The following is a 24,106-nucleotide window of genomic DNA, read 5'->3' as shown; positions in this document are numbered from 1 at the left end:
CCACCGCTGCCCGGTAGAACCGGACGCGGCGACACTCATCCGCCCCGACCCTGACCGAAAGCAAATTGCAGGCCGAGCAGAAAGGCCCAGAACGCGGCAATCGACGGGACCTGAAGGGCATAATCGGTCAGGCCATGGAGCAGCACGACCAGATTGGCACACAACAGGCCATGCTGAAGCGTGCGCCCCTTGCCGGGCCCGCCTCGAAGCAGGGCAATCGAGAGGATGAAACCAATCAGGGCGAACATGGGCAGGGCTCCGACCAGACCGCCCTCCTCCAGCCATTGCAGGTAGACGTTGTGGGTGGCGCGAATGATCCAGAGCGAGTTTGCCGTCTCGCTGGTCATGATCTGGCTGTTGATGCCATCAAAGGTTCCGAGACCATAGCCGAACAGGGGCGAGGCCAGAAAAGCGTCCCAGTGGGCAGAAAAAACCTCGGCGCGCACCTCAACGTCGCGATCAAGCTCGCCTACCCGGGTCCACAGCAGACTGTTTCCGCCCGCCTGAAGCACGGCTCCCAAGGCCAGCAACAATCCCCCGGCGATGGCGACTGGCCCCCTGCCCTTGCGGGTATCCACCAGCTCCCAGAGGAGTAGCAGGCCGACCGACACGAGGGTGGCGACGACGCCCATGCGCGAGGCGGTCAGCAGCAGGCAGACGGCCGACAGGGCCACACAGGCGACGGGTGCGGCCACGGAGGTCAGGCGGTCCACGACCCCGCGGCCGGAAGCCCGCCGCCAACCTTTGAGAAACAGCGCGAGGCCCAGCACGGTCAGAATGCCGAAGACCGTGGCACCGTTGTTGGAGCTGAGCAGACCGCCCGTCGAACGACCGCCCTGCTCGACCTGGGTTCCCGCAAGGAACATCAGCAACGAGATTGCCGACCAGGCCCCGCCAGCCCAGACAATCCCCTCCAACGTCGCCGTCGCCCGATCGCGCCGGATGCCCTGCAGTGCCCCGACGAGGAAGACCGCGGCGAGCCCGAGAAGTTTTATGATCTCGATCGCGGTAGCGCCTCGATCGATCGTCAGGGAGCCCGTCTCCTGGCCGGACCAGGCCCAGAGCGGGTGGGCACCACCGGGAGCCCAGGGCGTCAGGCTCCACAGCGCGACAGCGATGACCAGACCGAACAGGGCGGCCGGAGCCAGCGCAGGCGAGAGGTCGAACAATCCTCGTCTTAGAGGTGTGGCGAGGGCGATGCAGAGCGACAGGGCCAGAAGCACGGTCAGCCAGGTAGCGGCGGCCGGCTGGTTGGCACCAAAGGTCAGATGGGCCAGACAAAGTAAAATCGGCACCAGCGCCAGACCCAGACGCCAGACCAACGGCATCTTCGGCGCCGGGCTTCGGGCTGGACCGAATCCGGTCGAGCCGCGCCGCCGCCGGCCCGGTGACGCCTCGCTCGTCACCGGATCAGGCCGCGTAGTATTTCTTGTAGTCGGCGTAATAGTAGCCGGCGTCGCCATACCCATAGCGCGACTGGGCCTTCATATCGACCTGCGTCAGGGCCACGCCGGCGACGTGAGCGCCGGACTGGTCAAGCAGTTGCAGCGAGGAAGCGATCGCCTTCTCCGGAGTCTTCTTCCAGCGGGCGAGGAAGACGACCGCATCGGATTTCGCGGCGAGATGGCGCGTGTCGGACACGGCCAGGACCGGGGCCGTATCGAGGATCACCAGATCAAAAGAGCCGCGAAGATAGGCCAAGAGCTGATCCATGGCCGGCGTCGCAAACACATCCTTGGGCGTGAAGCTGTCTGCGGCCAGAGGCAGGATCTGGGCCCCCGAGATCTCATCGAGCATCATGGCGTCTTCGAGGGTCGCTGAACGGTTCAGCACCTCCACCAGACCAACCTTGGGCTCGACGCCCAGCAGGCGGTTAACGTTGCGACGACGAAGATCGCAGTCGACGAGGATCACCCGCATTCCGCCCTGGGCCGCGACCCGGGCAAGGCAGAGGGCGGAGGTGGTCTTGCCCTCACCCGGCAGGGCCGAGGTCAGGGTGATCACCTGAACGGCATGGCCGATGCGCGAATACAGAATGGAGGCACGCAGGGCCCGAACGGACTCGGCGAAGCTGGAGAGCGGCTTCTTGACCACATAGTCGGCGGGCAGATCCTCACGGTCTTCGGGCTCTGCGACGGAGGCCAGCAGGGGCACCGAGCCCAGATGGGGCAGGCCGAAATGGCGTTCGATGTCCTCGCCGGTCACGAGACCGGTGTCCAGCATCGAGGCGAGCACGACCGCGGCCATGCCGGCACCGAGTCCGAGAACGATACCGAGCGCCAGATTCAGAGACACGTTCGGCGAACTGGCCGAAGTCGGAATGGCCGCTGGCGAAACGATACGGGCGTCGGAATCCTCGATACCCTCAGAGGCCGTAGTTTCCTTGAAGCGGTCGAGGAAGCTTTGATAGAGCGTCCGCACGGACTCAGCGTTGCGCTGAAGCTCGTTCAGGCGGACCCCGGCGGCGTTGTTCGCGGCCAGTGTGCCCCGTGCGCTGCCAAGACTTCCAGCCATGGACCCCGTGCGTTCGCGGGCGACCTGCACCTGGGCTTCCAGATTGGAAATGATGCGGCGGATCTCGGCCTGAATCTGGCCGTCGATATCGGCCAGCTCACGCTCGGCCCGCAGCATGTCCGGGTGACGGGGGCCATAGCGGCTGGTCAGGTCCGCGACCCGGCCCGAGACTTCCGCACGGCGGGCACGGAGCTGCTGCACCACTTGAGAGCCGAGCGCTTCGCCGACATCCTCGCCGTTGGATCCGGCGGCCAGTTGCGACCGGGCGGTCCGCAGACGCGCCTCGGCCTCAGCCTGGCTGGCGCGAACGGTGGCCAGCTGCTGGTTATAGGTGGAGATCTCCTGCTCGGTCAGGGTCGCCCCGGAGGCGCTGAGAAGATTGTTGGCCGTACGATACTGTTCGACCGCAGCCTCGGCCTGCTGGACCTCCGTACGGAGCTCACCCAGCCGGGTGTTCAGCCAGGTGTTAGCTTGGCGCGTCGCGTCGAACTTGCTCTCGAGCTGCTCGAGCAGATAGCGCTCGGCGAAAGTGTTGGCGATCCGCGCGGCCTTGGCCGGATTGTCGGAGGTGAAGCCGACGTTCATCACATAGGTCAGGCCGGCACGCCGCACGGACAGGCGGCTGAGCACATTGTCGACCACCCGCTCCTTTTCCTTCTGGGCCTCGACGGCCGAAAGCTGCGCGCGTGCTGCATCCGGAGCTGCAGCCCCAAACAACTGGGCGATGCCGCCCACGACAGAGGCCACGAGACCGGGGGGCGACAGGGCAGGATTGAACTCGGGGTCGTCTTCGAGGTTCAGCGTATCGACCACCCGCTCGGCAAGCTGGCGAGACTTCAGGATTTCGATCTCGGTATCGACCACACCGGTGTCGCCAGACAGGCCCGAAAGCACTGCCGTGGCGTCCACGACCGTGCTCTCACGGGTGTTGATCATCAGGCTTGAGGTGGCCGTATAGAGGGGCGTGGACTGGATCGTGAAGATGATCACCGCCACGATCACGATGAGGGCCACGCCGAGGAACAGCGGTAGCCTGCGCCGGAATGTGGCGATCAGTCGGTTGAGATCGATGCTCTGACCCTGGCCCGGTTCGCCTTCCCCACCGATCGGGGCCGGAAACTGGCCCTGGGCGGCACGGATATCGGTCAGCTTGTTCATCAAAGGCTCATGCTACTCGAAGGGACGGTCTCCCGCCTAGAACTGCGCGACCAGCGACAGCGTCAGGCGATTGACCTCGAAGTCGACCCCACCGGCCACTCCGTCCGAGGTTTGTTCAAAGCGGCTCGCTGCAAGACTGATGCCAAGCGTGCGGTTCATCAAATAGGTGCCGCCCACGGACGCCTGAAGACGCTCGTCCTCCCGATCCAGACCCTCGTATTGATCGCGCGAGAACGTCACGCCCGCATTGAGCAGGACATTGCGCATCAACTCATGATCGACTGCGAGACCGACCGCCGAGGACAGATAGCCACCAGAGCCGGCAATACCCGAGTCCTCAATCGTGCGCGAGCCCGTTGCCGTGACCGTGGTCAGTTGCGTCGGGAACCACTCAACCTGGGCGCGGGCACCGAAACCGTCGATCTTGCTGTAGACGGCTTCGTCGAACTCCTGATTGATGTAGCCGACAGCGATTTCGCCACGGCTCAAAGCCCCGATCTCGAAATTCGCCCCGGCAAGGATTTCATAGCCGTCCGAATCGCGGGCCGGCAGCAGAAGCGAGGTCGCTGTATCATAGTCACGGCTGTTGGCCGTCGCCTGGACAAAAAGTGCTGTCGCAGGGCTGATCGCGTAATCACCACGGCCGCTGAGGCTGGTCACCGTCCGATCCCGGTTATCCTGATCGATTTCGACGCCAGTAAGGGTTACCCCGTCCTCATAGTCGTAGGTGCGGATATCGCCACGCCCCGAGAGCTTCACCCGTCCGCTTACACGTGACCCGGCCAGATACCCGGACGCCAGGCTGTAGGAAATCGGCTCGACCGTCGAGGCCGGCGCGTTGGACGAGGTCCGGGGCTCGGTCAGGCTGGCATAGTCGGCCCCGGCCGCGAGGTTCGCCGCCCGGGTGATGTCCAGCCGGCCGGCCGCCCCAACGCCGTAGTCCTCGGAGTTTTCGCCGTCGAAGTCCTGGTAGCGGCTGATCGTGCCCCGGGCATAGGCCCCGAGCGAATGCCGCGACCAGCCCGATTCGAGGCTCACCTCGGGCTTGATCCGGACGATCCAGTCGTCATCGGCCCCGGTCGCCACCGCGAAGATGTTGTCGTTGTACTCGGCGTCCAGCTGCACGCGCGGATACGCCATGAAGGTGCCGAACGGCACCCCGAGGGCCTCATAGTCAGGCCGGGGCCGATCGCGAACGGCAACGACCCGGTCGCGAGCGAAGAGATCGCCGGTCTGGCCCGCTGCACTGGCCAGAGACCCCCGCGCGGTCTGCGCGAGGGCCTGTTGCGCCGGTACAGCCGCGGTCAGCAGGAGGGCGCATGTCAGTCGGGTCGTCAATCTCGGCATAGGTCCCCCACCCGCCGGAGTCCGGCGGCGATCGCTAATCAGTTATCTACGATCCGAAAGGATCAGGTCGCGGGACGGTAGTCCGAACCGCCGCCACCGCCGCCACCGGCCGATGCGGGCGCGCCGATCGGCGCTCCACCCTGGCCGCCACCGGCAGCAGGCGCGCCGCTCGGGCCCGTCGCCGCATTCACGATGGACTGCACACTGGTCACCGCCGAGCTGGCGGCCGGCGAAAGCTGGCCATTGGCCGCGAGCGTCGCGCGGGCGCTGGTCAGGGCCTGCGAAACCTGGGCCGGGGCCAGACCGCTGGCAGCGATCACGGCCTGAACAGCGGCCTCGATCGCAGCGGCGGCATCATCCGCCGGCAGGCCGGCAGACGCGGCCTGGGCCGACACGATCGCAGCCTGGATCTCGGTGGCCAGCTGGCTGACTGCATCCTGCTGCACCGCAGCACCGGCGACAACCGGGGGCGCAGCGACAACGGCCACGGCGCCGAGAGTGAGGACCGCGCGGCATGCGGCGGCAACGAACTTGGCTTTCAGCATGGGGGTAACCTTTCAAAAGTGTTGAAACGATATACTACGCAACTGCGAAAGGAAACAACCCGACGTTCGCCCAAGCGGCCCGCAGCGTCATTCCGATCCAAAGTGTGCTTTGGCGGTGACTGCGGCATCTAGCGCTCCCGAACCAAGGGCGCATTCCTGTTCACGCAACGGGCGAACTGGCCTGCAGCGCTTCGCGTTTGCGTTGCTCCTCGAGCCGTACCTGCGCCTGAACCATCAGAAACGCCAGACGTCCCGCAGGATCGGCGATTTCCGCGAGGGCTGCCCTGGCGACCCGGGGACGCGTCCGGACCGTGACCGCCAGCTCCGCCAGCGCCTGCCGGCGAAGATCCGGCGTCATGAGTGACCAGCGTTCATAAATAAAGCGAAGACGCCAACCAGTAATCTCGGGACCAAAGGGCGCTACGGCAAAGCTTCTGTCGAGGGCTTCAACCATGTCGGCATTGTTGCCCTGCTCTGCGGCAACCCAGGCCAGCCGGGCCCAGGCCGTGGCGTCGCCCGGCCGGACAGCCAGGGTCCGACGCGACCAGGCCGCCGACTCCTCCAGACGCGGCGGCGTGGCGCTGGCGGCCTGGAGCGCCCTCGCCTCACTGACGGCAGCCAGAGGCACGGGACCGGCATGATCGGTCGGCAGGCTCAGCGGGAGAGCCACGGCCACGGCGGCGACGAGGCCGACCGCGGCCAGCAGGGCCGCACCGGCCAGTCGCACGCGATAGGTCTGGACGGCCGTCATGGAAGCGAAATCCGCTCAGCGCTCGCCGGGTCTGGCGCGCAGCCTGCCTAGAGAGCCGCGCGCACCCAGTCAAACGGACGGCCGGGCAGCTGGCGCTCGTGCCAGACGTAGTTGACCCGGTCCCAGCGCGAGACCCAGGGGGTCAGATTGTCCAGCACATATTCCCCCTGGTCGGAGGCGACCAGCAGGACGGCATGCGATTCGCCCCAGCGGGTTTCGACGATCGCGATCGAGAGCGCCTCTGCCGGGACACCGGCCGAAATCAGGGCGCGCCGCTTGGCCAGGACATAGTCCTCGCAATCGCCCCGTCCCCGGGAGCCGACCGGCGTGGCCCAATAGTCTTCCACGCCATACTGACGCTGGTCCGCGATCTGGCGGATCGAGCGGTTGGCGCGGCGGTTGACCTGGTTGACCAGGCTCCAGCCGGCCTCATCGAGAGTAAAGACCCTCCGTGCGGAGACAGCAGCGTGTTTGCGGTCCCGTGCCGCAAACACGGACGGTGAGACGGCGCGCGCTGGCGTCGCATCGCCGGCCGCCTGGGCCTCGCCCTCAATCAGGGCTCCGGCCGTCAGATCGACCGCCGTGCTTCCGGCCTCTTCGGCCGAAACCGCGGAGACCGTCTGCGCAGCATCAAAGGAGTTCACGACCAGGCGCGGTGCCGGTCGGGCATGGACGGGGCCGGCCGGGGTGGCAGCGGAGGCGAAGCCGGACGCGGCCTGGCCGGCGGGGCGAAACACGCGGGACCAGTCGAACGCAGCCGTTGACCGGGACGCCGGTGCCCGGGAGCCCGCATCCGCGCCCAGGGCGGCCGGCCCACCGGCCCGCCGGGCAAAGGTATCGGCCCAGAATCTGCGATTGGCCTCTGCGCGCAGGGCCGCGATATCCGGAGCCCGGGTCTGTCCATCAAGACATTCTGACGGCGAACGCTCGCACAGATCCAGAAAGCCCAGAGGCGGCAGGGCGACCTCGCCCAGCGGCATGACGGGTGCGACCGAAGACGGCGGACCGGCAGAATGCGGGCGGGCATCAGACGATGCCGGTGCCGCGACGGCCTGGCCGGCGATGGCCAAGGCCACGCACAGACCTGCCACTGCCCCGGCCTTGCTGTGAATGGATCGATCTGCAGACATGATGGACCTCTGGACTTGAGGTCATCTTGATCGCGAGTTCGTAATATCGGCTCTATAGACAGGGTTTTCGTGTTGTTTCTAATCAACCTTGATCCAGTGGTAAGGTTAATTCTCGTTTGTTATAACCGTAGCAAGGCAAGCGGGGATACAGATTGACGCCATCGCTGCACAATCGCTGGATTCCCGGCCGGACATTCCGCTACAAGACCGGCCAAGAGATCGGTCAAGGAGACGACGCACATGACGAACTGGTTCCGGGCCCTTTTCATGAGCCTGATGTTCGCCGTCGCCGTGACCGGCTGCGCCCAGGCCCCCCTCTCGATCGACCCGGCGACGGCCGACCTCGCCGGCGCGGTGCGGATCGTCCCCGAATATCGCCTGGGACCCGCAGACAAGGTGCGCGTGAACGTCTTTGGCGAGGAAGCGCTCACGGGTGAGTTCCTGGTCGGAGGATCGGGCAAGATCTCCCTGCCGCTGATCGGCGAGGTCCAGGCCCAGGGCCTGACCATCTCCGAGCTGCAGGAGTTGATCGCCACGGCCCTGCGCCAGGGCTATATCAACGAGCCCCGCGTCAATGCCGAGGTGCTGAACTACCGGCCCTTCTACATCCTCGGCGAGGTCAACAAGCCCGGTGAGTATCCCTATACCAACAACCTCACCGTCCTGAACGCGGTCGCCACGGCCGAAGGCTTCACCTACCGGGCCGACACGCGCCGGGTCTATATCAAGCGGGCTGACGGCGAGGGCGAACTGGCGTTCCCGCTGACCACCGCCACCCAGGTGGCCCCCGGCGATACGATCCGGATCGGCGAGCGCTTCTTCTAGAGCCTGATCGCCGGAGGTCGACCTCCTTCGTGGGGCCACCGAAAGCGTGAATCTAGCTCCAGCTTCTATCAGGCGTGAGGCACGGCCGGCGGACCACCCACCGTCTGGAAGGTCATCACGAACAGACAGCCGGACGCCGACGGATCCAGGCGGAGGGTTCCGCCCATGCGCCGCATGGCGGTCTCGCAGATCGACAGGCCGAGGCCGCTGCCGGAGCGGACATCGTCATGGCCCCGGGCGAAGCGGGCGAAGCCCGTGCGATGAAACCCCGCCGGCAGCCCCGGCCCTGTGTCGTGAAAGACCAGAGTCCCGTCTTCGGCGACGCGGACCGTGACCCGCGTCCCGACCGGGGTGTGTTTGCGGACGTTCTCGAGCAGGTTCCGCAAAACGAGGGCGATCAGGGTCGGGTCCGCCAGGACGGGGACGGGGGTCTCCAGACCCTCCGCCTCGACCGGCCGCCCTTGCGCCACCAGGGCTGGAGCCGCTTCGCGCAACACCTCGGCGACCGTCTCCGCCAGATCGAGGGGCTGAAGGTCGAACGCAGTGCCCCCGTCGAGGCGGGCGATATGCAGGAGTTGCTCGAACAGGCGCGCCATCGCCTCGACATCGCGCATGGCCGCCGTCCGGTCCTCTCCCGACGGCAGGCCCTCCAGCCGGAGCCGAAGATCGGCCAGGGGCGTCCGCAACTCGTGGGCGGCATGGATGGAGAAGTCGCGCTGGGCGCTCGCCCCCGCCTCGATGCCGTCCAGGGCGGTATTGACGGCCGTGATGAGCGGCTGGACCTCGGCCGGTGCGGAGTTGCCGTCGAGGCGTTCGCGTCCCAGGGTCTCGAAGGTGATCTGCCCGGCCTGGACCGCCACCCGTCGGAGCCCGAGCAAACTGGCCCGGACGACCGCCACGGCCGTCACCACGATCGCCAGAAGCAGGATCAGGGCGGCCCAGCCCATCTCCTCCAGGAGCTGGGCGAAGAAGGTGTTTGCCAGGGCCTCCACATCCGACCGCGCACGGGCCACCCGCAGCCAGGCGCCGGCCTCGGGCACATAGACCTCGCCGATCAGCAGGGGTCCTGAACCGTCCAGCCCGGTCCCGCTCGACAGCACCGGCGTCGAGGTCCTGGGGCCGGGCCGACCGGCCGGGGCCTGGGCCGCCGACCGATCCAGGACGCGACCGCCCGCGTCGACGACCGCATAGCCATAGACGGGTCGCGCGCCCGTCAGCAGACCGGTGTAGGGCGGGTCCAGATCCCCGGTCGTCTCCGCAGGGCGTTCGAAGACGACCGAGCCGTCGGCCTCGCGTCGGACCAGGGAGGCCCAGTCCTCCACCTGGGAGGACAGGCCGCGTTCCTCGATCGCGAACTGACCGCCGGTGAACTCCATCCTCAGCACCATCCCGGCCGCGACCAGGGTCAGGGCGGACATGGCGGTGACGACGACCGCCAGCCTGACGTCGAGGCGGTAGGGCCGGCTCATCCCGGGACCTCGACCAGCAAATAGCCGAGACCACGCAGCGCCTTCAGTTCAACGGTCGCGCCCGCGCCGGAGAGCTTCTTGCGCAGCCGGTGGATCAGGGTCTCGACCGCATTGTCCGACCAATCGTGGTGGAAGGCGTAGAGGTGTTCGCCCATGCTGCGCTTGGGCGTAATCCGGTCCCCGGCGCGCAACAGCCGGTCGAGGGCGGCGTGCTCCTGGGCCGTCAGCACCACCGGCTGATCTCCGACGGTCAGGGTCGTGGTCCGGGGCGTATAGGTCAGGTTGCCGATGCGGAACTCGGGCGCGGCCGGATCGCCAGTGCGCCGGCCGAGCGCCCGCAGCCGCGCCAGCAGCTCATCGGTCGCGAAGGGCTTGACCAGATAGTCATCGGCCCCGGCGTCGAGGCCCGCCACGCGGTCCCCGATTTCGTCACGCGCGGTCAGCATGAGGGTCGGCGTCGTCAGCCCCGCGGCCCGCATGGCCCTGACCAGGGCACGCCCGTCGCCGTCCTCCAGCATCACATCGATGATGGCCAGGTCATGGACGGCCAGGGCCCAGGCCGCCCCGGCGTCCGCGACCGAGGGGAAGACGTCCACGGCATGCCCCGCCTCCGCAAGGCGGCGCGCGAGGGCACCGGCGAGCGGGCGGTCGTCCTCTGCCAGAAGAATGCGCATCCCGTCTTGTCCACGCGCCCGCCAGGGTTGGTCAATCCGAATTCCCGGCGTCAGGCCACGGGTCGCCGCCCCGCATCCTGGACAGGCCGGTCCCTCGCGGCCCGCAAGCCTCGTGCAAGCCACGAAGCTTAGCGGTCGCGACCATGACCGCTCAGATACCCTCCGTTGTTTCCGGCCAATCCCGGTCCGCGACCGCCTCTCCCGCTGCACCACTCGCGGTCCTGGTGCTGGCCGTGGTGGCGTGCAGTCTCGCCTTCTACGTCTTTCCCGGGATCGACGTGTCCGTCAGCCGGGGGTTCCATGACGCCGCCGACGGGTTCGTGCTGGCGGATAATCCGGCGCTCCGCACGCTGCGGTCCAGCTCGACCTGGGTCATGGCCGGCGTGCTCATTCTGGCGCTCGTCCGGATTGCGCGCCATGCCCTGGCCGGGCGCCTCTCCGGGCCGGGCGCGCGCCGCTGGATCTGGCTGTTGTCCGGCCTTGCGATGGGGCCCGGCCTTCTGGTGAACGGCCTGCTCAAGGCCCACTGGGGCCGGCCGCGACCGGTCGCGACGGACCTGTTCGGCGGCGAGGCCCCGTTCCAGAAGGTCTGGGTGATCAGCGACTGGTGCGATCGCAACTGCTCCTTCGTCAGCGGCGAGGCCTCTTCGGCCGCCTGGCTGGTGGCGGCGGCACTGATCGCCCCCCGGCGGATCCGGACCGCCACCACGGCCCTTGCGGCCGTCTACGCCTTCGCCCTCTCGGTCAACCGTATCGCCTTCGGAGGCCACTACCTGTCCGACGTCGTGCTCGCCTGGCTGCTCTGCGCGCTCGTCTTCATGGTCCTGTCCCGCCTCATCCTCACCCCGGGCGCGGCTCGGGCTTGGCGACCGTTCGCCTCGCCTCAGGGCGGGGGGCTCCGGCCTTGAGCCTTGCCGACGACCTCGCTCCGGATCCGTTGAGCCCGCCGCGCGAACGGCACTGGGGTCGCTCCGGAACGGGTGGGAGCCTCCTCATGACCCCGGGGGACACGCGGCGAGGCGTCCGGCAGACCCCGTCGCGGCCCGCCGCGTTCGGGCGACACAGCGGGATCATCCTGGCGACGCTGCACTGCGGCCTCGCGATGTTCGTCTTCGGGACGGCCTGGGCCAAGATGACCGAGCCGTTCGATCTGCTGTCCCTGCTGATGATCTGGCCCGCCGACACGACCCCGGCGGTCGTCCGGACCGTCGGCTGGATCGAGCTGATGCTGGCGGCGGCGGTCGCTGCCCCCCTTCTGCGCGAATGGCGCGGGCGGATCGCGGCCGTGGCGGCCACCGTCACGCTCTCGGCCAATGCCGTCGTCATGACGGCCTGGTACATCCTGCACCGGGATCCGGGCCTGGTGACGACCAACCTGGTTCTGATCCTGATCGGCGGCGCCATCCTGGTCGGCCACCGTCCCCGGCCCCCCGGTGCGGCCTGTGACCCAGGCTGCGGTCCGCGAAAGGCGTCAGGTCCCATCGGGGCCGGGATCCCCCCTGCGACGGGGACCCTCAGGATCGGCCAGGATCCTGGGTGCCGGGCCTCCGCGCCCCTGAATCCACCACCGCAGGGCCCGGGAGCCTCGGCTGTACCGGTGACCGAACGATCCGACTTGCGTCTCCAGGACCCCTTCAGATGGCCTGGAGATCGACCCTGTCGAGGAGGCTCCGCAATCGGATCCGAACACGGTGACTGTCACCGCCCGATCGACGCAAACCCCTTTTTATGACCGCGCGAATGCGAGGAGAGGTTCGATCTCATGAGCATCGGCGGCACGAAGAGCCTCCACATACCGGCGGCGCGTTTCGGCTTCCTCGACCAGATTGGCGCTGCCCCACGTGAAAAGCGCAATGCCCAGCTGGAGCGACAAGAGATCGGCAGCGAGGCGGGCATGGCGGCCGTTGCCATTCGGGAACGGATGGATGGATACAAGCCGGTGATGAAACCGCACCGTGATTTCGTCAGGCGAATACGTCTTGTGCTCGATCCAGAAGCGAACATCGTTGAGAAGGCCGCGCAGTTCCGGCTCGATCTGCCGGCGATCAACGCCGATGTTGCGGTCGGTCGTGCGATACCTGCCGGCCCATCGCCAGACCCGGCCCAGCATTTCCTTGTGGAGGCGCTGGAGAAACTTCTCATCGAGGACATCACGGCTTCTGCGCGCAAAGGCCCAGCGATCTCCATCGTTGATGTTGATCTGCTCGGCTTCGTTCAACTCGCGGCGTGTCGTGATGTAGGTCGGGATCAGCCCCTCGCGCTCTTCCGGCGTGATGGAAGTGTTCGCATTATCATCCGCATCGAAGAGCGGGTCGCTCATGGCTCATCCCACAGTCGACGCGAGTTGGTGCGCACCAGGTCATCGATCAGGCGTTCGCGTTCACTGGCGAGATCGTCGGCCACGAGCGCCTGGTTTTCCAGGCGCATCGTATGATTGCCACGCGCCAGTTGCTTGTCAGCAATCAGGTGCGCGCGTCGGCGCATGGTCCCTTCAAGCGATGTGTTGGGCACAAGCGCATAGACGATGTGGCAATCGAGCGCTTTGGCCGCCTGTTTCAAGGTGGCGAGCGAGACGGTTCCACCGATCTCGCTTTTCTCCAGCGCGGCGACACTCGATTGCGAGACCCCAATACGCGCGGCGAGTTGGCGCGATGTCATATTGAGCGCATCGCGAATGGCGCGCACCCAACCGCGCGGGGGTCGTGCGAACGCATCTTTCGACTGCAGGGGCTTCAATCTCCTGTCCAGGTGTTTGCGAGCCAGGGCGTCTGGAGACATCTGAGTTATCACAGCCTATCACAAAGTCGATCACTGATCGTCTGCAGCCGATCATGCGTCAAGCTATCGCTCTATTATAGGCCCTCAGACCGGAACCATTTGATCGATTATAATCGGTCACATCGGCGGGCCACGCAGCAGGTCCAGCCCGTGGACACAGCCACCAGAGCGAATGAATGCGCTCAACATTTCGCTAGAGCAGGACGAGCCTGTGTCCTGAGGATACGGGCTTGTCCTGCATAGGCGTCAAATCTCTGTCGAACGGATCAGGAACGCCTGTTCAACATTGACGCGCAGCGGTGAGCCCGGTTGAGCGACCAACAGCACCCGGCGCCGTCCTGACGGCACGGACAACCTTTCCGACATCACGGCGTTCCTATGCGCCAGACCCGGAGACCGGCTTGCCACACAGCGCCTCCTCACGAACCCTGACCCCGGCCGTTGCCATCCCGGCACGGGACGAGGCTGAGCGTCTCCCCGACCTTTTGGCGAGCCTCGCCGGCCAGTCGTGGCTGGGCGGCTCCCGCGTCCGCCTGCCCGTTCATATCGTTCTCAACAACACGACCGATCAGTCCGCGGATGTGATCCGCCGATCCGCGAAAGCGCATCCACGGCTGGACATCCGGGTTTGCGAACGGATCTACCCCCCTCGCGACGCCCATGTCGGCTCTGCCCGCCGGCTGGCCATGGGGCTGGCGCTGCAGGGCTTCGGCTCCGACGCGCGGGGCGTCGTGCTGACGACCGATGCCGACGCCCGACCGGACCCGGACTGGATCGCAAGCAATCTCGCCGCCATCGCGGGCGGCGCCGATGTCGTGGGCGGCCGGATCATCGGCGATCCCGCAGAGGAGGCCGCCCTTGGCCCCGGTTTCCGAAGACGCGCCCGCGACCAGCACCGATACACCGCCCTGTGCGACCAGCTCACCGCCGCGATCGACCCCCTCCCCCACGATCCCTGGCCCCGCCACCGCGACCACACCGGCGCGAGCCTGGCGGTCACCGCCGACGCTCTGGCGGCGGTCGGCGGCCTTCCCGCCCTTCCCTTCCGGGAAGATCTGGCCCTGGTGAGCCGTCTTCGCGCCGCCGGCTTTCGCCTGGTCCATCCCGAAACGGTCCGGGTCGGGGTCTCGGCCCGGCTCAACGGGCGGGCGCCCGGCGGAATGGCCGACTGCCTCAAGACCTGGATCGACGCCGAGGCCCAGGGCCGGCCGCACCGCGTCGAGGAACCGGCGGCGGTGGTCGCCCGCGCCCTCTGCCGCCGCGCGTTTCGGGACAGGGACGGTCCCCATGCCGCCGCCCTGATCGAGCGGTGGGCGGCCGATGACCCCGACGCACCGGGCGTTGTGCCTGTGCTCGACGCCATCGTTGAGCTCGAGGACCTGATTGCCCGGAGGGTGGCCCAGGATGTCTGGTGAACCGGTGCCGGAATGCACCGCCCTGGCCCGCGCCGCCGCCACCGGGGCGCAGGCCTGCGACCAGACCGGCGCCTTTCCCGTTGCGGCCTTCGACGCCCTGCGCGACCTTGGTGCGACAGCCCGTCCGCCGCTCGATGACGGCGACGGGGCGAGCCTGCTCCGCATTCTGGCCGCGGTCGGACGCGGGGACCTCAGCGTCGGCCGCATCCTGGAAGGTCACTACAACGCCCTGTTCCTGATCCGGCGTTTCGGAACTGGGGAGCAGGTCAGGCACTTTCAGGCCGAAGCGGACGCCGGCCGCCTCCTCGGGGTCTGGAACACCGACCAGCCGGACCGGCCGCTTCGGCTTGAGAACAACCGCTTCACAGGTGCCAAGGCCTTCGCGACCGGCATCGATGGCCTCTCCGGGGCCATCGTCACCACCGACGCGCCCGCGGGCCGGGAAATGTTCGTGGTTCCACTTGCAACCCTGCAGGTCGATCGAAGCTGGTGGAAGCCGCTCGGCATGAGGGCCTCAGGCAGTCATGTGGTCGATTTCACAGGTCTGGAGCTGCAGCCAGAGTGGCGGTTGGGACGGGCCGGCGACTATGTCGCCCAGCCTTGGTTTTCGGCCGGGGCCATGCGCTTCCTGGCCGTCCAGACCGGGGGTGCCCACGCCGTGCTCGACCTTGCCGTCGAACATCTCAATCGGACGGGCCGAAACGCCGACCCCTACCAGGCGCACCGGCTCGGCGAGATGGCGAGCGCCGTAGAGACGGCCTATCTGTGGCTCGACCGCTGCGCGGCGAGCTGGTCCGTTGCCGGCCGTGGGTCCGCCGCCTCCGACGAGGCGATGGCCACGGTCAATGCGGCGCGTGGCGTGGTCGAGGCCACGGCGATGCGCGTGCTGGAACTGGCGGAACGCGGCTTGGGAGCCGCAGGCCTGGTCGCACCCCATGGCCTGGAACGTCGCATTCGCGATCTCAGAACCTATCTACGCCAACCCAATCCCGACGGGGCCCTGGCGGCCTTCGGCGCGGCCGTGGCCGACGCGCGCTGGTCGCCGGGCCAGGTCCCGGGGCCTGCGTCCTGCCCGCATTGACAGATCCACTCGCCCTCCCGGCCAGCCGCATTCTGGTCGTCGCCCCTCATCCGGACGACGAATCCCTCGGCTGCGGCGGGGTGATCGCCATGCTCCGCGGCGACGGACGCACGGTGAAGGTCGTCTTCGTCACGGATGGCGGAGCCTCCCACACCGGCTCGCGGCACTGGCCGCGGTGGCGGCTGGCGGCACGGCGCCGGGAGGAAGCCCTGGCCGCCCTCGAATGCCTCGGGGTCCCGGCGCGCGACGCGCACTTTCTGGACCTCGCGGACGCCGACATGCCGCCTGCGGGGTCCCCTCTCGACCTAGGCGCTGTCGACACCCTCACCCGGCTGATGGCCGGGTTCAAACCCGATCTCGTCCTCATGCCCTGGCGTCGCGACCCCCATTGCGACCACCGCGACGCCTGGCGGCTGACCCACGACGCCCTGTCCCGGACGGAGCGGCAGGTACTGACCCTCGAATACGCCGTCTGGCTCGACGAGATCGGCGCGCCCGCCGATCATCCGGGGAAGGATGAGGCCGAGCGGATCGTCTTCGACATCACCCCGGCCGTCGACGCCAAACGCCTCGCCGTCGCCGCGCACGTCAGCCAGACCAGCGACCTGATCCATGATGACCCGGCCGGGTTCCGGCTGAAGCCGGAGACGATCGACAGGCTGTGCCGCCCATTCGAGATCTACTGGCGGCCCCGGTCATGAAGCCGATTGATCCCGCCGGCTTCGAAGCCCTGTTCCGCGAGAATACGGATCCCTGGAACTACGCTTCGTCCCCGTTCGAGGCGTTCAAGCGCCGCGAACTCCTGCGGGCCTGCGGGACCCGCCCGTACGGTCGCGGACTCGAACTGGCCTGCGCCAACGGCGAGACCAGCCGCCATCTGATCCGGCGATGCCTGTCCCTCCTGGCCGTGGACGCTTCCCCGACGGTGATCGCGGCGGCGCGGACGCGTGTGCAGGTGCCCGGTCTCACCTTCGCCACCGCCCGCCTGCCTGAAGACACGCCACGCGGTCCCTTCGACCTCATCGTCGCGTCCGAGATCCTCTACTATCTGCCTGAAACCGACATGGCCCTCCTGCTGGATCAGCTCATGTCGATCCTCGCGCCCGGCGGCCGCATCGTCCTGCTCCATCACATCGTCGCCTTTGACGACGCCGCCCAGCCGCCCGCCCTGGCCCAGGCCAGGGCCAGGACCCGGCTGGGCCGGCGTCTCCACCCTGTCTGGTCCCGGCGTCATCGCCGGTTCGAGGTGACCGCTCTGGAAAAGGCCCGGTCGGGCGAAAGCAGCCGATAGGTCCTCCCCGGCCTTCGGAGTTCGAGGATGGTCCGGCGCTCGCGCCGGCTTTCAGGATCCCGCCCGGCGCACCGTTCAGACGGTGGGCGGGGGGGCTATCGCCGCGCGGTCGGCTCGCCTCCGTCCCGACCCGGGCCGGGCCGGTTTCGGACATCGGTCGGCAGACTGGCGTCGCAGCGCCGTCGGAACGCAAGACCGGCGGCGGCATTGGTTCGCAGTGGTTGAGGAAGGTGTTCAGACTGTCGTTCTGGCCAGGCAGCTTCTGGCGGCTGGCGCACTGATGCTGGTCATGACGGTCGTCCACGCTCTTGGTTTGACCGCGATTTCGAAAGTTCTGAAGCTGCGAAAGGACCGTCTCAAGGAGATGAGCTTCAGCTTCAGGAGCATCTCGCTCCTGTCCGCGACGGGACTGCTGCTCCTCAGCCTGCATACATTCGAGATCGCGATCTTCGCGGGCTTCTACCTGTTGATCGACGCCATGGGGACGGTCGAGGAGGCCCTGTACTATTCCGCCTCAAACTACGCCACGCTGGGCCGTACCGATGATTATCTTCCGCCAGACTGGCGTCTGATCGGGGCGCTGGAGGCGCTGATCGGCTTTCTCCTGATCGGATGGTCGACGGCCTTTATCGTGAGCAAGAGCAACAGGCTCATGCCGGACTAGCGACTGTAGCCCCAGGTCGCGGAGGAAGGCGTCGAACCCGGCTTCATCGGTGCGGTGGAGCTGGATCCGGGCTCCCGCTTCTCGCGATAAACAGAAAATCTTAACCAGAACACCGAATTGTCTGACCAATGGTCCGGCAGAGGCCTGTCGCTCGCGTCGATAGACTGCTCCGGGGAGGGCGGAATGCAGACATCTGCCGTACTGGCCGACATCGGCCCCGACGCCTGCCGGTTTGCCCTGCTCAACGTCGGGGTGGCCGGCGAGCGGACCCTGTCACGCTATGCCGAGTTTTCCGTCAGCGCGCTGTCCGGCCCGATCGAAGCGGTCGCCCGCTACCTGGCCACCCTGGACGGCCCCCCACCGCCGACCCTTGGCCTGGCAGTGGCCGCGCCGGCCACCGGCGACAGTTTCCTGATCACCCAGTCGGGATGGCATCTGACCACCGCCGAGTTCCGCGACGCCTTCGGCTTTGAGACGGTCACGGTGATCAATGACGCCGCAGCTTCGGCCCTGTCCCTGGAATGGCTGTCGACGGACGACTTCCTGTCCATCGGCACCAATACCCCCCTGCCCGGTCGGCTCGAACCGGGCCGGTATGCCGTGGTCAGCTGCGATCACGGTCTGGGGGTCTCGGCGGTGGAGATCGGTCCATCGGGCTGCCGCGTCATCGACACCGAGGCCGGCCATCTCGCCTTCGCACCGGACGATGGTGACGAGGCGGCGATCCTGGCGGAAATGCGCCACAGTTTCGACCGCGTCTCCTATGAACGGCTCATCTCCTGGCCGGGCCTGGCCCAGCTTCACGCGGCCATGTGGCCCGACAGGGGGGCCACACCCCTGTCACCGCTCGAGATCGTCCTCTATGCCCGAACCGCCGCCGACCCCCGGTGCGTGGCCACCCTGCAGCGCTTCTTCCTGATCATGGCCGATTTCGCCGGCCAGGTGGCCCTGGCGGTCGGTGCCACACGGGGGGTCATCCTCGTGGGACAATCGGTACTGGAGGCCCATGACCTCATTTCGGCGCCGGCCTTCAGGGAACGCTTCGAGCGCAAGGGCCGGCTGAGCGGCGTCGTCTCGGCGCTACCGACCTGGGCCGTCACCAATCGCGGCTGCGTCCTTACGGGGGTGGCCAGCCGCCTGCTACAGGGTGAGGACATCCAGGCTCTGAACCGTCCGGCCGAACATACCCCGGCGGCCCTCGCCCCCGCGGCATTCAAGGTCGACAGGAGTGTTCTGGAAACGCTGGACTGCGGCGTGCTGATCCTGACCCCGGACCTGCGCATCGAGGCCAGCAATGCCCGGTTCTGGGAGGGGGCGTCGGTTCCGGAGCGGTTCACGCGGGCCGGCAGCGATGGGCAGCACAGCCTCCAGGCCATGATCGCCGGGGGCGACTGGTCGGCCGGGACCGCCGCGCGCGTGAAAGAAGACGTCACCCATGGCCGGCCCTTCTCGGTTCAACGGACGGCATTCGGCGGGCGACTGATCCGTGACGAGGGGCGCCCCCTGCCCGGCGGCGGCTGGGTCATCACCGCCCATGACGAGACCACCGTCGAGCGCCGATCGCGCGAGCTTGAACGCCTCGCCGCCGACCTGCGCGTGGCCACCGCCGAGGCCGACGGGGCCAATCGCGCCAAATCGGCCTTCCTCGCCACCATGAGCCACGAGATCCGGACCCCGTTGAACGGCATCCTCGGCATGGTGCAGGCCATGGGTATGGGCGCGCTGTGCGCCGAGCAGCGGGACCGGCTCGACATCATCCGCCAGTCTGGCGAGAATCTTCTGGCCATCCTCAACGACATTCTCGACCTGTCCAAGATCGAGGCGGGCAAGCTGGACCTGGAGGAGGTCGAGTTTGATCTGGAACGCCTGCTGCAGGGTGCCCACTCCGGCTTCACGGCCCTGGCCAACAAGAAGGGCCTGTCTTTCGCCCTGACCATCGATCCGGGCGCCTCGGGCGTCTATCGCGGCGATCCCACGCGCCTGCGGCAGATCCTCTACAATCTGATCGCCAATGCGCTCAAGTTCACCGAGAGCGGAGAGGTCCGGGTCGAGGCCCGGCGCGACGACGGGACGCTGACGATCGCTGTCGTCGACACCGGTATCGGCGTGCCCGCCGACCGGCTTGCGACCCTGTTCGACAAGTTCATCCAGGCTGACACCTCCACCACACGCAAATATGGCGGAACCGGCCTTGGCCTCTCGATCACGCGCGATCTTGCGCTGCTCATGGGCGGCGACATCGTCGCTGTCAGTCGAGCTGGAGAGGGCAGCCGGTTCGAGGCGAGACTGCCGCTCCTGCGGCTGCGCGACGCCGAAGCCGCCGCATTCGCCCCACCTCCCGTCCAGACGGCGCATACGTCGCTGACGCTGAGAATCCTCGCGGCCGAAGACAACGCCGTCAACCAGCTGGTGCTCAAGACCCTGCTGCATCAACTGGGGGTCGATCTGCACGTCGTCGACGACGGGCAGCTGGCGCTGGAGGCCTGGCGTGGCGGAACCTATGACCTGATCCTGATGGACGTCCAGATGCCGAACATGGACGGCCCGACCGCGACCCGCTGTATTCGCGAGGAGGAAGCACGATCCGCAAGGCCCCGGACGCCGATCGTCGCGCTCACGGCCAATGTCATGGCCAGCCAGGTCGAAAGCTACAGGGAGGCTGGCATGGATGCTTGTGTGGCCAAGCCCCTTCAGGTGCCTCTGCTGGTGGAGGCCATACGGTTCGCTCTGGAACCGTCTGATCCGGAGCGCGTCGCCGGGCACGGATGAGCGCCCGAATGCGGGCATCGCCGGCATCGCCAGTGAGTCGAGGCTGCGTGATGATGCTGAACGACACCGGGGACGAGGGAGAAAGCACGCTCGGGAACGGGCAGACCGGAGAGGACGGCATGGTCGTGATGGCAGCGGAAGCGGTCCTCAGAACCTGGACGCACAAGGCCGCCTGGCGAGACGTCCGACCTCTTCGTAACGGCGCGGCCGCGTATGCCCCGTCAGACGAACGTGCCGCCGCCATCAAGCCCTGGACCGACGACTACAACCTCTCCCGACCCCACTCCGGCATCAAAGGCTCAACCCCGTGGCAACGGGTGAACACCTTTCTTGGAAACGACAGCTAGGCGGCCTGGGCGGTCATGTCGAAGTCGACCGGCATCAGGGCCCCGACCACAAGTCGGCTCAGCATGCGGCCTTCCAGCGAGATCAGGCCGTCGACGAACAGATTGTCAGAACTCACTGTCCATCGGCGGCACCGGCTGGACCAGCGAACTGGCCACCATGAAGGTCTCCTGCACCGCGTCGACCAGCAGCCCGGCCAAACGGTCGTCATGCTGGACCACCACGATCACATGCCGTGACGACACCTCGGTCACGCCGAGGCCGAGGCGGCAGCGCAGATCGATGACCGGCATCACCGTGCCGCGCAGGTTGATGACACCCAGCACATAGTCCGGCGTCTGTGGCATATGGGTCGCGGGCGTCCACCCGCGGATCTCCCGCACCATCCGGATGTCGATACACAGCTCCTGGCCCCCGATCTCGAACGAGATCAGTTCCAGGCTGTCCGGAACGGAGCCCTGTTTGGCCAGAGTCCCTGCGTCGGCGGCCGTCATCGAATATTCTCCCTCGACTTCACAGCGGTGAACCCGTTGTCCGTTTCTGGCCAACCCGCAACGGGCAGCCAAACATCAATGGTCGCTCCCAGGCACCGAGAACGCTGTTGGATGATGTGGGCTGCAAAGCCTAACATGCCGCTAATCCCGGCTGGATCGGGGCTTGATGCGATGATGTGGGCCCGGAATTCGGCATCCGAAGACGCGCCGCACCCCACGTTCCTCCGCGGGTTGCATCCCGGCGGACGATGTTTCCACGTCGGCGCGTGGAATCGATGGCGGGGGTCGCCCGGAAAGCATCTGCGCTGGAACCGCCCTCGGCCACCATCGTTCGACCACAGCCAGACAAGGAGCGACCCATGCGCCTGCCCGCCTTCATCCTCATCGCCGGCTGTGTCAGCCTGGCGGCCTGTTCGTCTCCCGAAGCCCCGGAGACCGTCCCCGAGACGGCGGCGACCGCCCCCGCAGGGGCCACGCCCGCCGAGCCCGGCGTGGGCTCCACCCCCGACCCGGGCGGCGGCGTTCCGGGGTCCTCCCTGCAGGCGGGCGGAAACCCCAGTCCCGACGGGACCGTGTCCGATCCGCCCCTCCCCCGGGAAACGCCGGCCCCCTGACCGGTCGTCAGACCAGCCGGCTTTGCACCAGGGCGGCTTCGATGAAGCTGGCGAACAGGGGATGCGGCTTGAACGGCCGGCTCTTCAGTTCGGGATGGTACTGGACCCCGATGAACCACGGATGGTCCGGCCGCTCGACGGTCTCGGGCAGCACCCCGTCGGGCGACAGACCGGCGAAGACCAGACCGGTCGCCTCGATCCGCTCACGGTAGTTGATGTTGACCTCGTACCGGTGACGGTGCCGCTCGCTGATGGCGGTCGAGCCATAGATGTCCGCGATCCGGGAGCCCGGCGCGAGGGTCGAGTCATAGGCCCCCAGCCGCATGGTGCCGCCCAGATCCCCACCCTGGGTCCGCAGGACACGCTGATTGCCCTGGGTCCATTCCGTCATCAGGCCGACCACCGGTTCATCGGTCGGACCGAACTCGGTTGAAGAGGCCCGGGGATAGCCGGCCTGGTTCCGGGCGGCCTCGATGACCGCCATCTGCATGCCGAAACAGATGCCGAAATAGGGAATGTTGCGCTCGCGGGCGAACCGCGCCGCCTCAATCTTGCCCTCGGCCCCGCGCTCGCCGAAACCCCCTGGCACCAGCACGGCGTGGGCGGACTGCAGGCGCTGCTCGCACAGCTCGCGGTCGCCCTCGAAGGTGTCGGCCTCGACCCAGTCGATGTTGACCTTGACGTTGTTGGCGACCCCGCCGTGATGCAGCGCCTCGATCAGGGATTTGTAGGCGTCCTTCAGGACCGTGTACTTGCCGACCACGGCGACGGTGACCTCGCCGTCCGGCTGCAGCCGGCGACGGGCGATCTCCTGCCACATCGACAGGTCCGGCGCGGGTGCGTCAGTGATGCCGAAATGGGCCAGGACCTCGGCGTCGAGGCCCTCCTGATGATAGTCCAGCGGCACGGCATAGATATCGGCCGAATCCATTGCCTGGATCACGCCGCTCTCGCGCACATTGCAGAACAGGCCGATCTTGCGCTTCTCCTCGGGCGGGATCGGGAATTCGCAGCGGCACAGCAGGATGTCGGGCTGAATCCCGATCGAGCGCAGTTCCTTGACCGAGTGCTGGGTCGGCTTGGTCTTCATCTCGCCGGCGGTCTTGATGAAGGGCAGCAGGGTCAGATGGACGAAGCAGGACTGGCCGCGCGGCAGGTCCTGGCCCAGCTGGCGGATGGCTTCGAAGAAAGGCAGGCCCTCGATGTCGCCGACCGTGCCGCCGATTTCGACCAGCACGAAGTCGACCTCATCGCCGTCATCGGTCAGGGCCGGCGTCAGGCAGAAGGATTTGATCTGGTCCGTGACGTGCGGGATCACCTGGACGGTCGCGCCCAGATAGTCGCCGCGCCGCTCCTTCTCGATGATGGTCGAATAGATCCGGCCGGTGGTGATGTTGTCGGACTTCGCCGCCGACACCCCGGTGAAGCGCTCGTAGTGACCCAGATCGAGGTCGGTCTCGGCCCCGTCGTCGGTCACGAAGACCTCGCCGTGCTGATACGGGCTCATCGTGCCCGGATCGACGTTCAGATAGGGATCGAGCTTGCGCAGCCGGACCTTGTAGCCGCGTGCCTGCAACAGGGCCCCCAGCGCCGCCGACGCCAGTCCCTTGCCGAGGGAGGACACAACACCGCCCGTGATGAACACATATCTAGCCACGGGAGATCACCTTAGCGCCAATTCGGCACCGATGCGGACCGAGATGCGATCCAGCTGTTGAAAACAGGCCTCCGCCTCCGGGCAGGATCGGCGATCCCGGTCCGGAGTGGAGGCGGGGGTGGCGGGAAAGGCTGCAGAGCCCTCCCGCCCGCACCCTATTGGGCCGGGGCCGGAGCCGGAGCGCCTGCGGTCGGCAGGCTGGCTTCCAGATCATCCAGCGACGGCGCGGCCGGAGCCGCCGGGGTCGCCGGAGCAACCGGGGCCGGAGCGGTCCCTTCCGGGGCTGTATCGAGCGCGATGGAGCCCACGGCCGCGGCGTCAACGACAGAACGGCTGGACCGGTCGATGTTGCCGACGATCGTCAGACTGATGGCGCATAGAAAGAAAGCCCCGCCCAGCCACCAGGTGGCCACCGTCAGAAGATTGCCCGCCCCGCGGGCGGTCATGAAGCCGGACGGCCCGCCGCCCATGCCCAGGGCACCGCCCTCGGACTTCTGCAACAGCACGATCCCGATCATGGCGATCGAGATGAGGATCATGACGACGAGGAGAATGGTCTGGAGCATGGTCGCTTACATGTGTGGC

At 67.4% G+C, this 24,106-nt stretch carries 24 protein-coding genes; 11 read left to right on the top strand and 13 right to left on the bottom strand.

Going from position 1 to position 24,106, the window contains the following annotated elements:
- Positions 1 to 35 precede the first annotated feature (35 nt).
- The 6 genes from SJY26_RS10780 to SJY26_RS10755 all read right to left on the bottom strand — a co-directional run bounded on the left by SJY26_RS10780 (position 36) and on the right by SJY26_RS10755 (position 7,445).
- Entirely contained in the window at positions 36 to 1,328 is a 1,293-nt protein-coding gene (locus tag SJY26_RS10780; RefSeq protein ID WP_396593038.1) for an O-antigen ligase family protein, read from the bottom strand.
- Between the two features lie 82 nt (positions 1,329 to 1,410).
- On the bottom strand, positions 1,411 to 3,672 hold the full coding sequence (locus SJY26_RS10775; RefSeq protein WP_396593037.1) for a GumC family protein: 2,262 nt from the start codon (positions 3,670 to 3,672) through the stop codon (positions 1,411 to 1,413).
- A 36-nt stretch (positions 3,673 to 3,708) separates the two neighbouring features.
- Positions 3,709 to 5,019, bottom strand: coding sequence for an outer membrane beta-barrel protein (locus SJY26_RS10770; RefSeq protein WP_396593036.1), 1,311 nt, complete (start codon positions 5,017 to 5,019; stop codon positions 3,709 to 3,711).
- 62 nt (positions 5,020 to 5,081) lie between these two features.
- On the bottom strand, positions 5,082 to 5,564 hold the full coding sequence (locus SJY26_RS10765) for a hypothetical protein (protein WP_396593035.1): 483 nt from the start codon (positions 5,562 to 5,564) through the stop codon (positions 5,082 to 5,084).
- Between the two features lie 160 nt (positions 5,565 to 5,724).
- Complete coding sequence (locus SJY26_RS10760; RefSeq protein ID WP_396593034.1) at positions 5,725 to 6,315, bottom strand: hypothetical protein; 591 nt, start codon at positions 6,313 to 6,315, stop codon at positions 5,725 to 5,727.
- A 47-nt stretch (positions 6,316 to 6,362) separates the two neighbouring features.
- Positions 6,363 to 7,445 (bottom strand): transglutaminase-like cysteine peptidase, encoded by a 1,083-nt coding sequence (locus SJY26_RS10755; protein ID WP_396593033.1) that lies wholly within the window; start codon positions 7,443 to 7,445, stop codon positions 6,363 to 6,365.
- A 240-nt stretch (positions 7,446 to 7,685) separates the two neighbouring features.
- Here SJY26_RS10755 and SJY26_RS10750 point away from each other — a divergent pair, with 240 nt between their 5' ends.
- Positions 7,686 to 8,270 (top strand): polysaccharide biosynthesis/export family protein, encoded by a 585-nt coding sequence (locus SJY26_RS10750; protein ID WP_396593032.1) that lies wholly within the window; start codon positions 7,686 to 7,688, stop codon positions 8,268 to 8,270.
- 68 nt (positions 8,271 to 8,338) lie between these two features.
- Here SJY26_RS10750 and SJY26_RS10745 read toward each other — a convergent pair whose 3' ends face one another.
- Together SJY26_RS10745 and SJY26_RS10740 are read right to left on the bottom strand one after the other, a co-directional pair.
- The gene (locus SJY26_RS10745; protein WP_396593031.1) at positions 8,339 to 9,739 is read right to left on the bottom strand and encodes a sensor histidine kinase; all 1,401 of its coding nucleotides are present in this window, start codon (positions 9,737 to 9,739) and stop codon (positions 8,339 to 8,341) included.
- Positions 9,736 to 10,413 (bottom strand): response regulator, encoded by a 678-nt coding sequence (locus SJY26_RS10740; protein ID WP_396593030.1) that lies wholly within the window; start codon positions 10,411 to 10,413, stop codon positions 9,736 to 9,738. The genes SJY26_RS10745 and SJY26_RS10740 overlap by 4 nt, the downstream gene beginning before the upstream one ends.
- A 143-nt stretch (positions 10,414 to 10,556) precedes the next feature.
- Here SJY26_RS10740 and SJY26_RS10735 point away from each other — a divergent pair, with 143 nt between their 5' ends.
- Together SJY26_RS10735 and SJY26_RS10730 are read left to right on the top strand one after the other, a co-directional pair.
- Positions 10,557 to 11,321 (top strand): phosphatase PAP2 family protein, encoded by a 765-nt coding sequence (locus SJY26_RS10735; RefSeq protein WP_396593029.1) that lies wholly within the window; start codon positions 10,557 to 10,559, stop codon positions 11,319 to 11,321.
- 86 nt (positions 11,322 to 11,407) lie between these two features.
- Positions 11,408 to 12,145 carry a hypothetical protein gene (locus SJY26_RS10730; protein WP_396593028.1) on the top strand — a complete coding sequence of 246 codons (738 nt, stop codon included), beginning with the start codon at positions 11,408 to 11,410 and terminating at the stop codon, positions 12,143 to 12,145.
- Here SJY26_RS10730 and SJY26_RS10725 read toward each other — a convergent pair.
- Positions 12,140 to 12,733, bottom strand: coding sequence for a mobile mystery protein B (locus tag SJY26_RS10725; protein WP_396593027.1), 594 nt, complete (start codon positions 12,731 to 12,733; stop codon positions 12,140 to 12,142). The two genes, SJY26_RS10730 and SJY26_RS10725, sit on opposite strands and share 6 nt — an antisense overlap.
- Positions 12,730 to 13,191 (bottom strand): mobile mystery protein A, encoded by a 462-nt coding sequence (locus SJY26_RS10720; RefSeq protein ID WP_396593026.1) that lies wholly within the window; start codon positions 13,189 to 13,191, stop codon positions 12,730 to 12,732. Before SJY26_RS10720 ends, SJY26_RS10725 begins: the two co-directional genes overlap by 4 nt.
- Before the next feature lie 401 nt (positions 13,192 to 13,592).
- Here SJY26_RS10720 and SJY26_RS10715 point away from each other — a divergent pair, with 401 nt between their 5' ends.
- The 7 genes from SJY26_RS10715 to SJY26_RS10685 all read left to right on the top strand — a co-directional run bounded on the left by SJY26_RS10715 (position 13,593) and on the right by SJY26_RS10685 (position 20,758).
- Complete coding sequence (locus SJY26_RS10715; RefSeq protein WP_396593025.1) at positions 13,593 to 14,606, top strand: glycosyltransferase; 1,014 nt, start codon at positions 13,593 to 13,595, stop codon at positions 14,604 to 14,606.
- The gene (locus SJY26_RS10710; protein WP_396593024.1) at positions 14,596 to 15,687 is read left to right on the top strand and encodes an acyl-CoA dehydrogenase family protein; all 1,092 of its coding nucleotides are present in this window, start codon (positions 14,596 to 14,598) and stop codon (positions 15,685 to 15,687) included. Before SJY26_RS10715 ends, SJY26_RS10710 begins: the two co-directional genes overlap by 11 nt.
- Positions 15,684 to 16,388: a PIG-L deacetylase family protein gene (locus tag SJY26_RS10705; protein ID WP_396593023.1), complete on the top strand. Its 705-nt coding sequence runs from the start codon at positions 15,684 to 15,686 to the stop codon at positions 16,386 to 16,388. The genes SJY26_RS10710 and SJY26_RS10705 overlap by 4 nt, the downstream gene beginning before the upstream one ends.
- A complete protein-coding gene (locus SJY26_RS10700; protein WP_396593022.1) occupies positions 16,385 to 16,978 on the top strand; it encodes a class I SAM-dependent methyltransferase in 594 nt (197 codons plus the stop codon). Before SJY26_RS10705 ends, SJY26_RS10700 begins: the two co-directional genes overlap by 4 nt.
- A gap of 280 nt (positions 16,979 to 17,258) precedes the next feature.
- Positions 17,259 to 17,642, top strand: coding sequence for an ion channel (locus tag SJY26_RS10695; RefSeq protein ID WP_396593021.1), 384 nt, complete (start codon positions 17,259 to 17,261; stop codon positions 17,640 to 17,642).
- A 183-nt stretch (positions 17,643 to 17,825) separates the two neighbouring features.
- Positions 17,826 to 20,411, top strand: a complete 2,586-nt coding sequence (locus SJY26_RS10690; RefSeq protein ID WP_396593020.1) for a glucokinase — start codon at positions 17,826 to 17,828, stop codon at positions 20,409 to 20,411.
- Between the two features lie 53 nt (positions 20,412 to 20,464).
- A complete protein-coding gene (locus SJY26_RS10685; RefSeq protein ID WP_396593019.1) occupies positions 20,465 to 20,758 on the top strand; it encodes a hypothetical protein in 294 nt (97 codons plus the stop codon).
- A gap of 105 nt (positions 20,759 to 20,863) precedes the next feature.
- Here SJY26_RS10685 and SJY26_RS10680 read toward each other — a convergent pair whose 3' ends face one another.
- Positions 20,864 to 21,250 (bottom strand): chemotaxis protein CheW, encoded by a 387-nt coding sequence (locus SJY26_RS10680; protein ID WP_396593018.1) that lies wholly within the window; start codon positions 21,248 to 21,250, stop codon positions 20,864 to 20,866.
- Positions 21,251 to 21,609: 359 nt separating this feature from the next.
- Between SJY26_RS10680 and SJY26_RS10675 the strand changes: the two genes are divergently transcribed.
- Positions 21,610 to 21,864 carry a hypothetical protein gene (locus SJY26_RS10675; RefSeq protein WP_396593017.1) on the top strand — a complete coding sequence of 85 codons (255 nt, stop codon included), beginning with the start codon at positions 21,610 to 21,612 and terminating at the stop codon, positions 21,862 to 21,864.
- 7 nt (positions 21,865 to 21,871) lie between these two features.
- Here SJY26_RS10675 and SJY26_RS10670 read toward each other — a convergent pair whose 3' ends face one another.
- A complete protein-coding gene (locus SJY26_RS10670; protein ID WP_396593016.1) occupies positions 21,872 to 23,521 on the bottom strand; it encodes a CTP synthase in 1,650 nt (549 codons plus the stop codon).
- 155 nt (positions 23,522 to 23,676) lie between these two features.
- Positions 23,677 to 24,087 carry a preprotein translocase subunit SecG gene (gene secG, locus SJY26_RS10665; protein WP_396593015.1) on the bottom strand — a complete coding sequence of 137 codons (411 nt, stop codon included), beginning with the start codon at positions 24,085 to 24,087 and terminating at the stop codon, positions 23,677 to 23,679.
- Positions 24,088 to 24,106 lie beyond the last annotated feature (19 nt).

The organism is Brevundimonas sp. R86498 (assembly GCF_044598075.1).
GTDB lineage: Bacteria > Pseudomonadota > Alphaproteobacteria > Caulobacterales > Caulobacteraceae > Brevundimonas.
The sequence above is the reverse complement of the archived record's forward strand: the minus strand, read 5'-3'. Positions and strand labels throughout refer to the sequence as shown.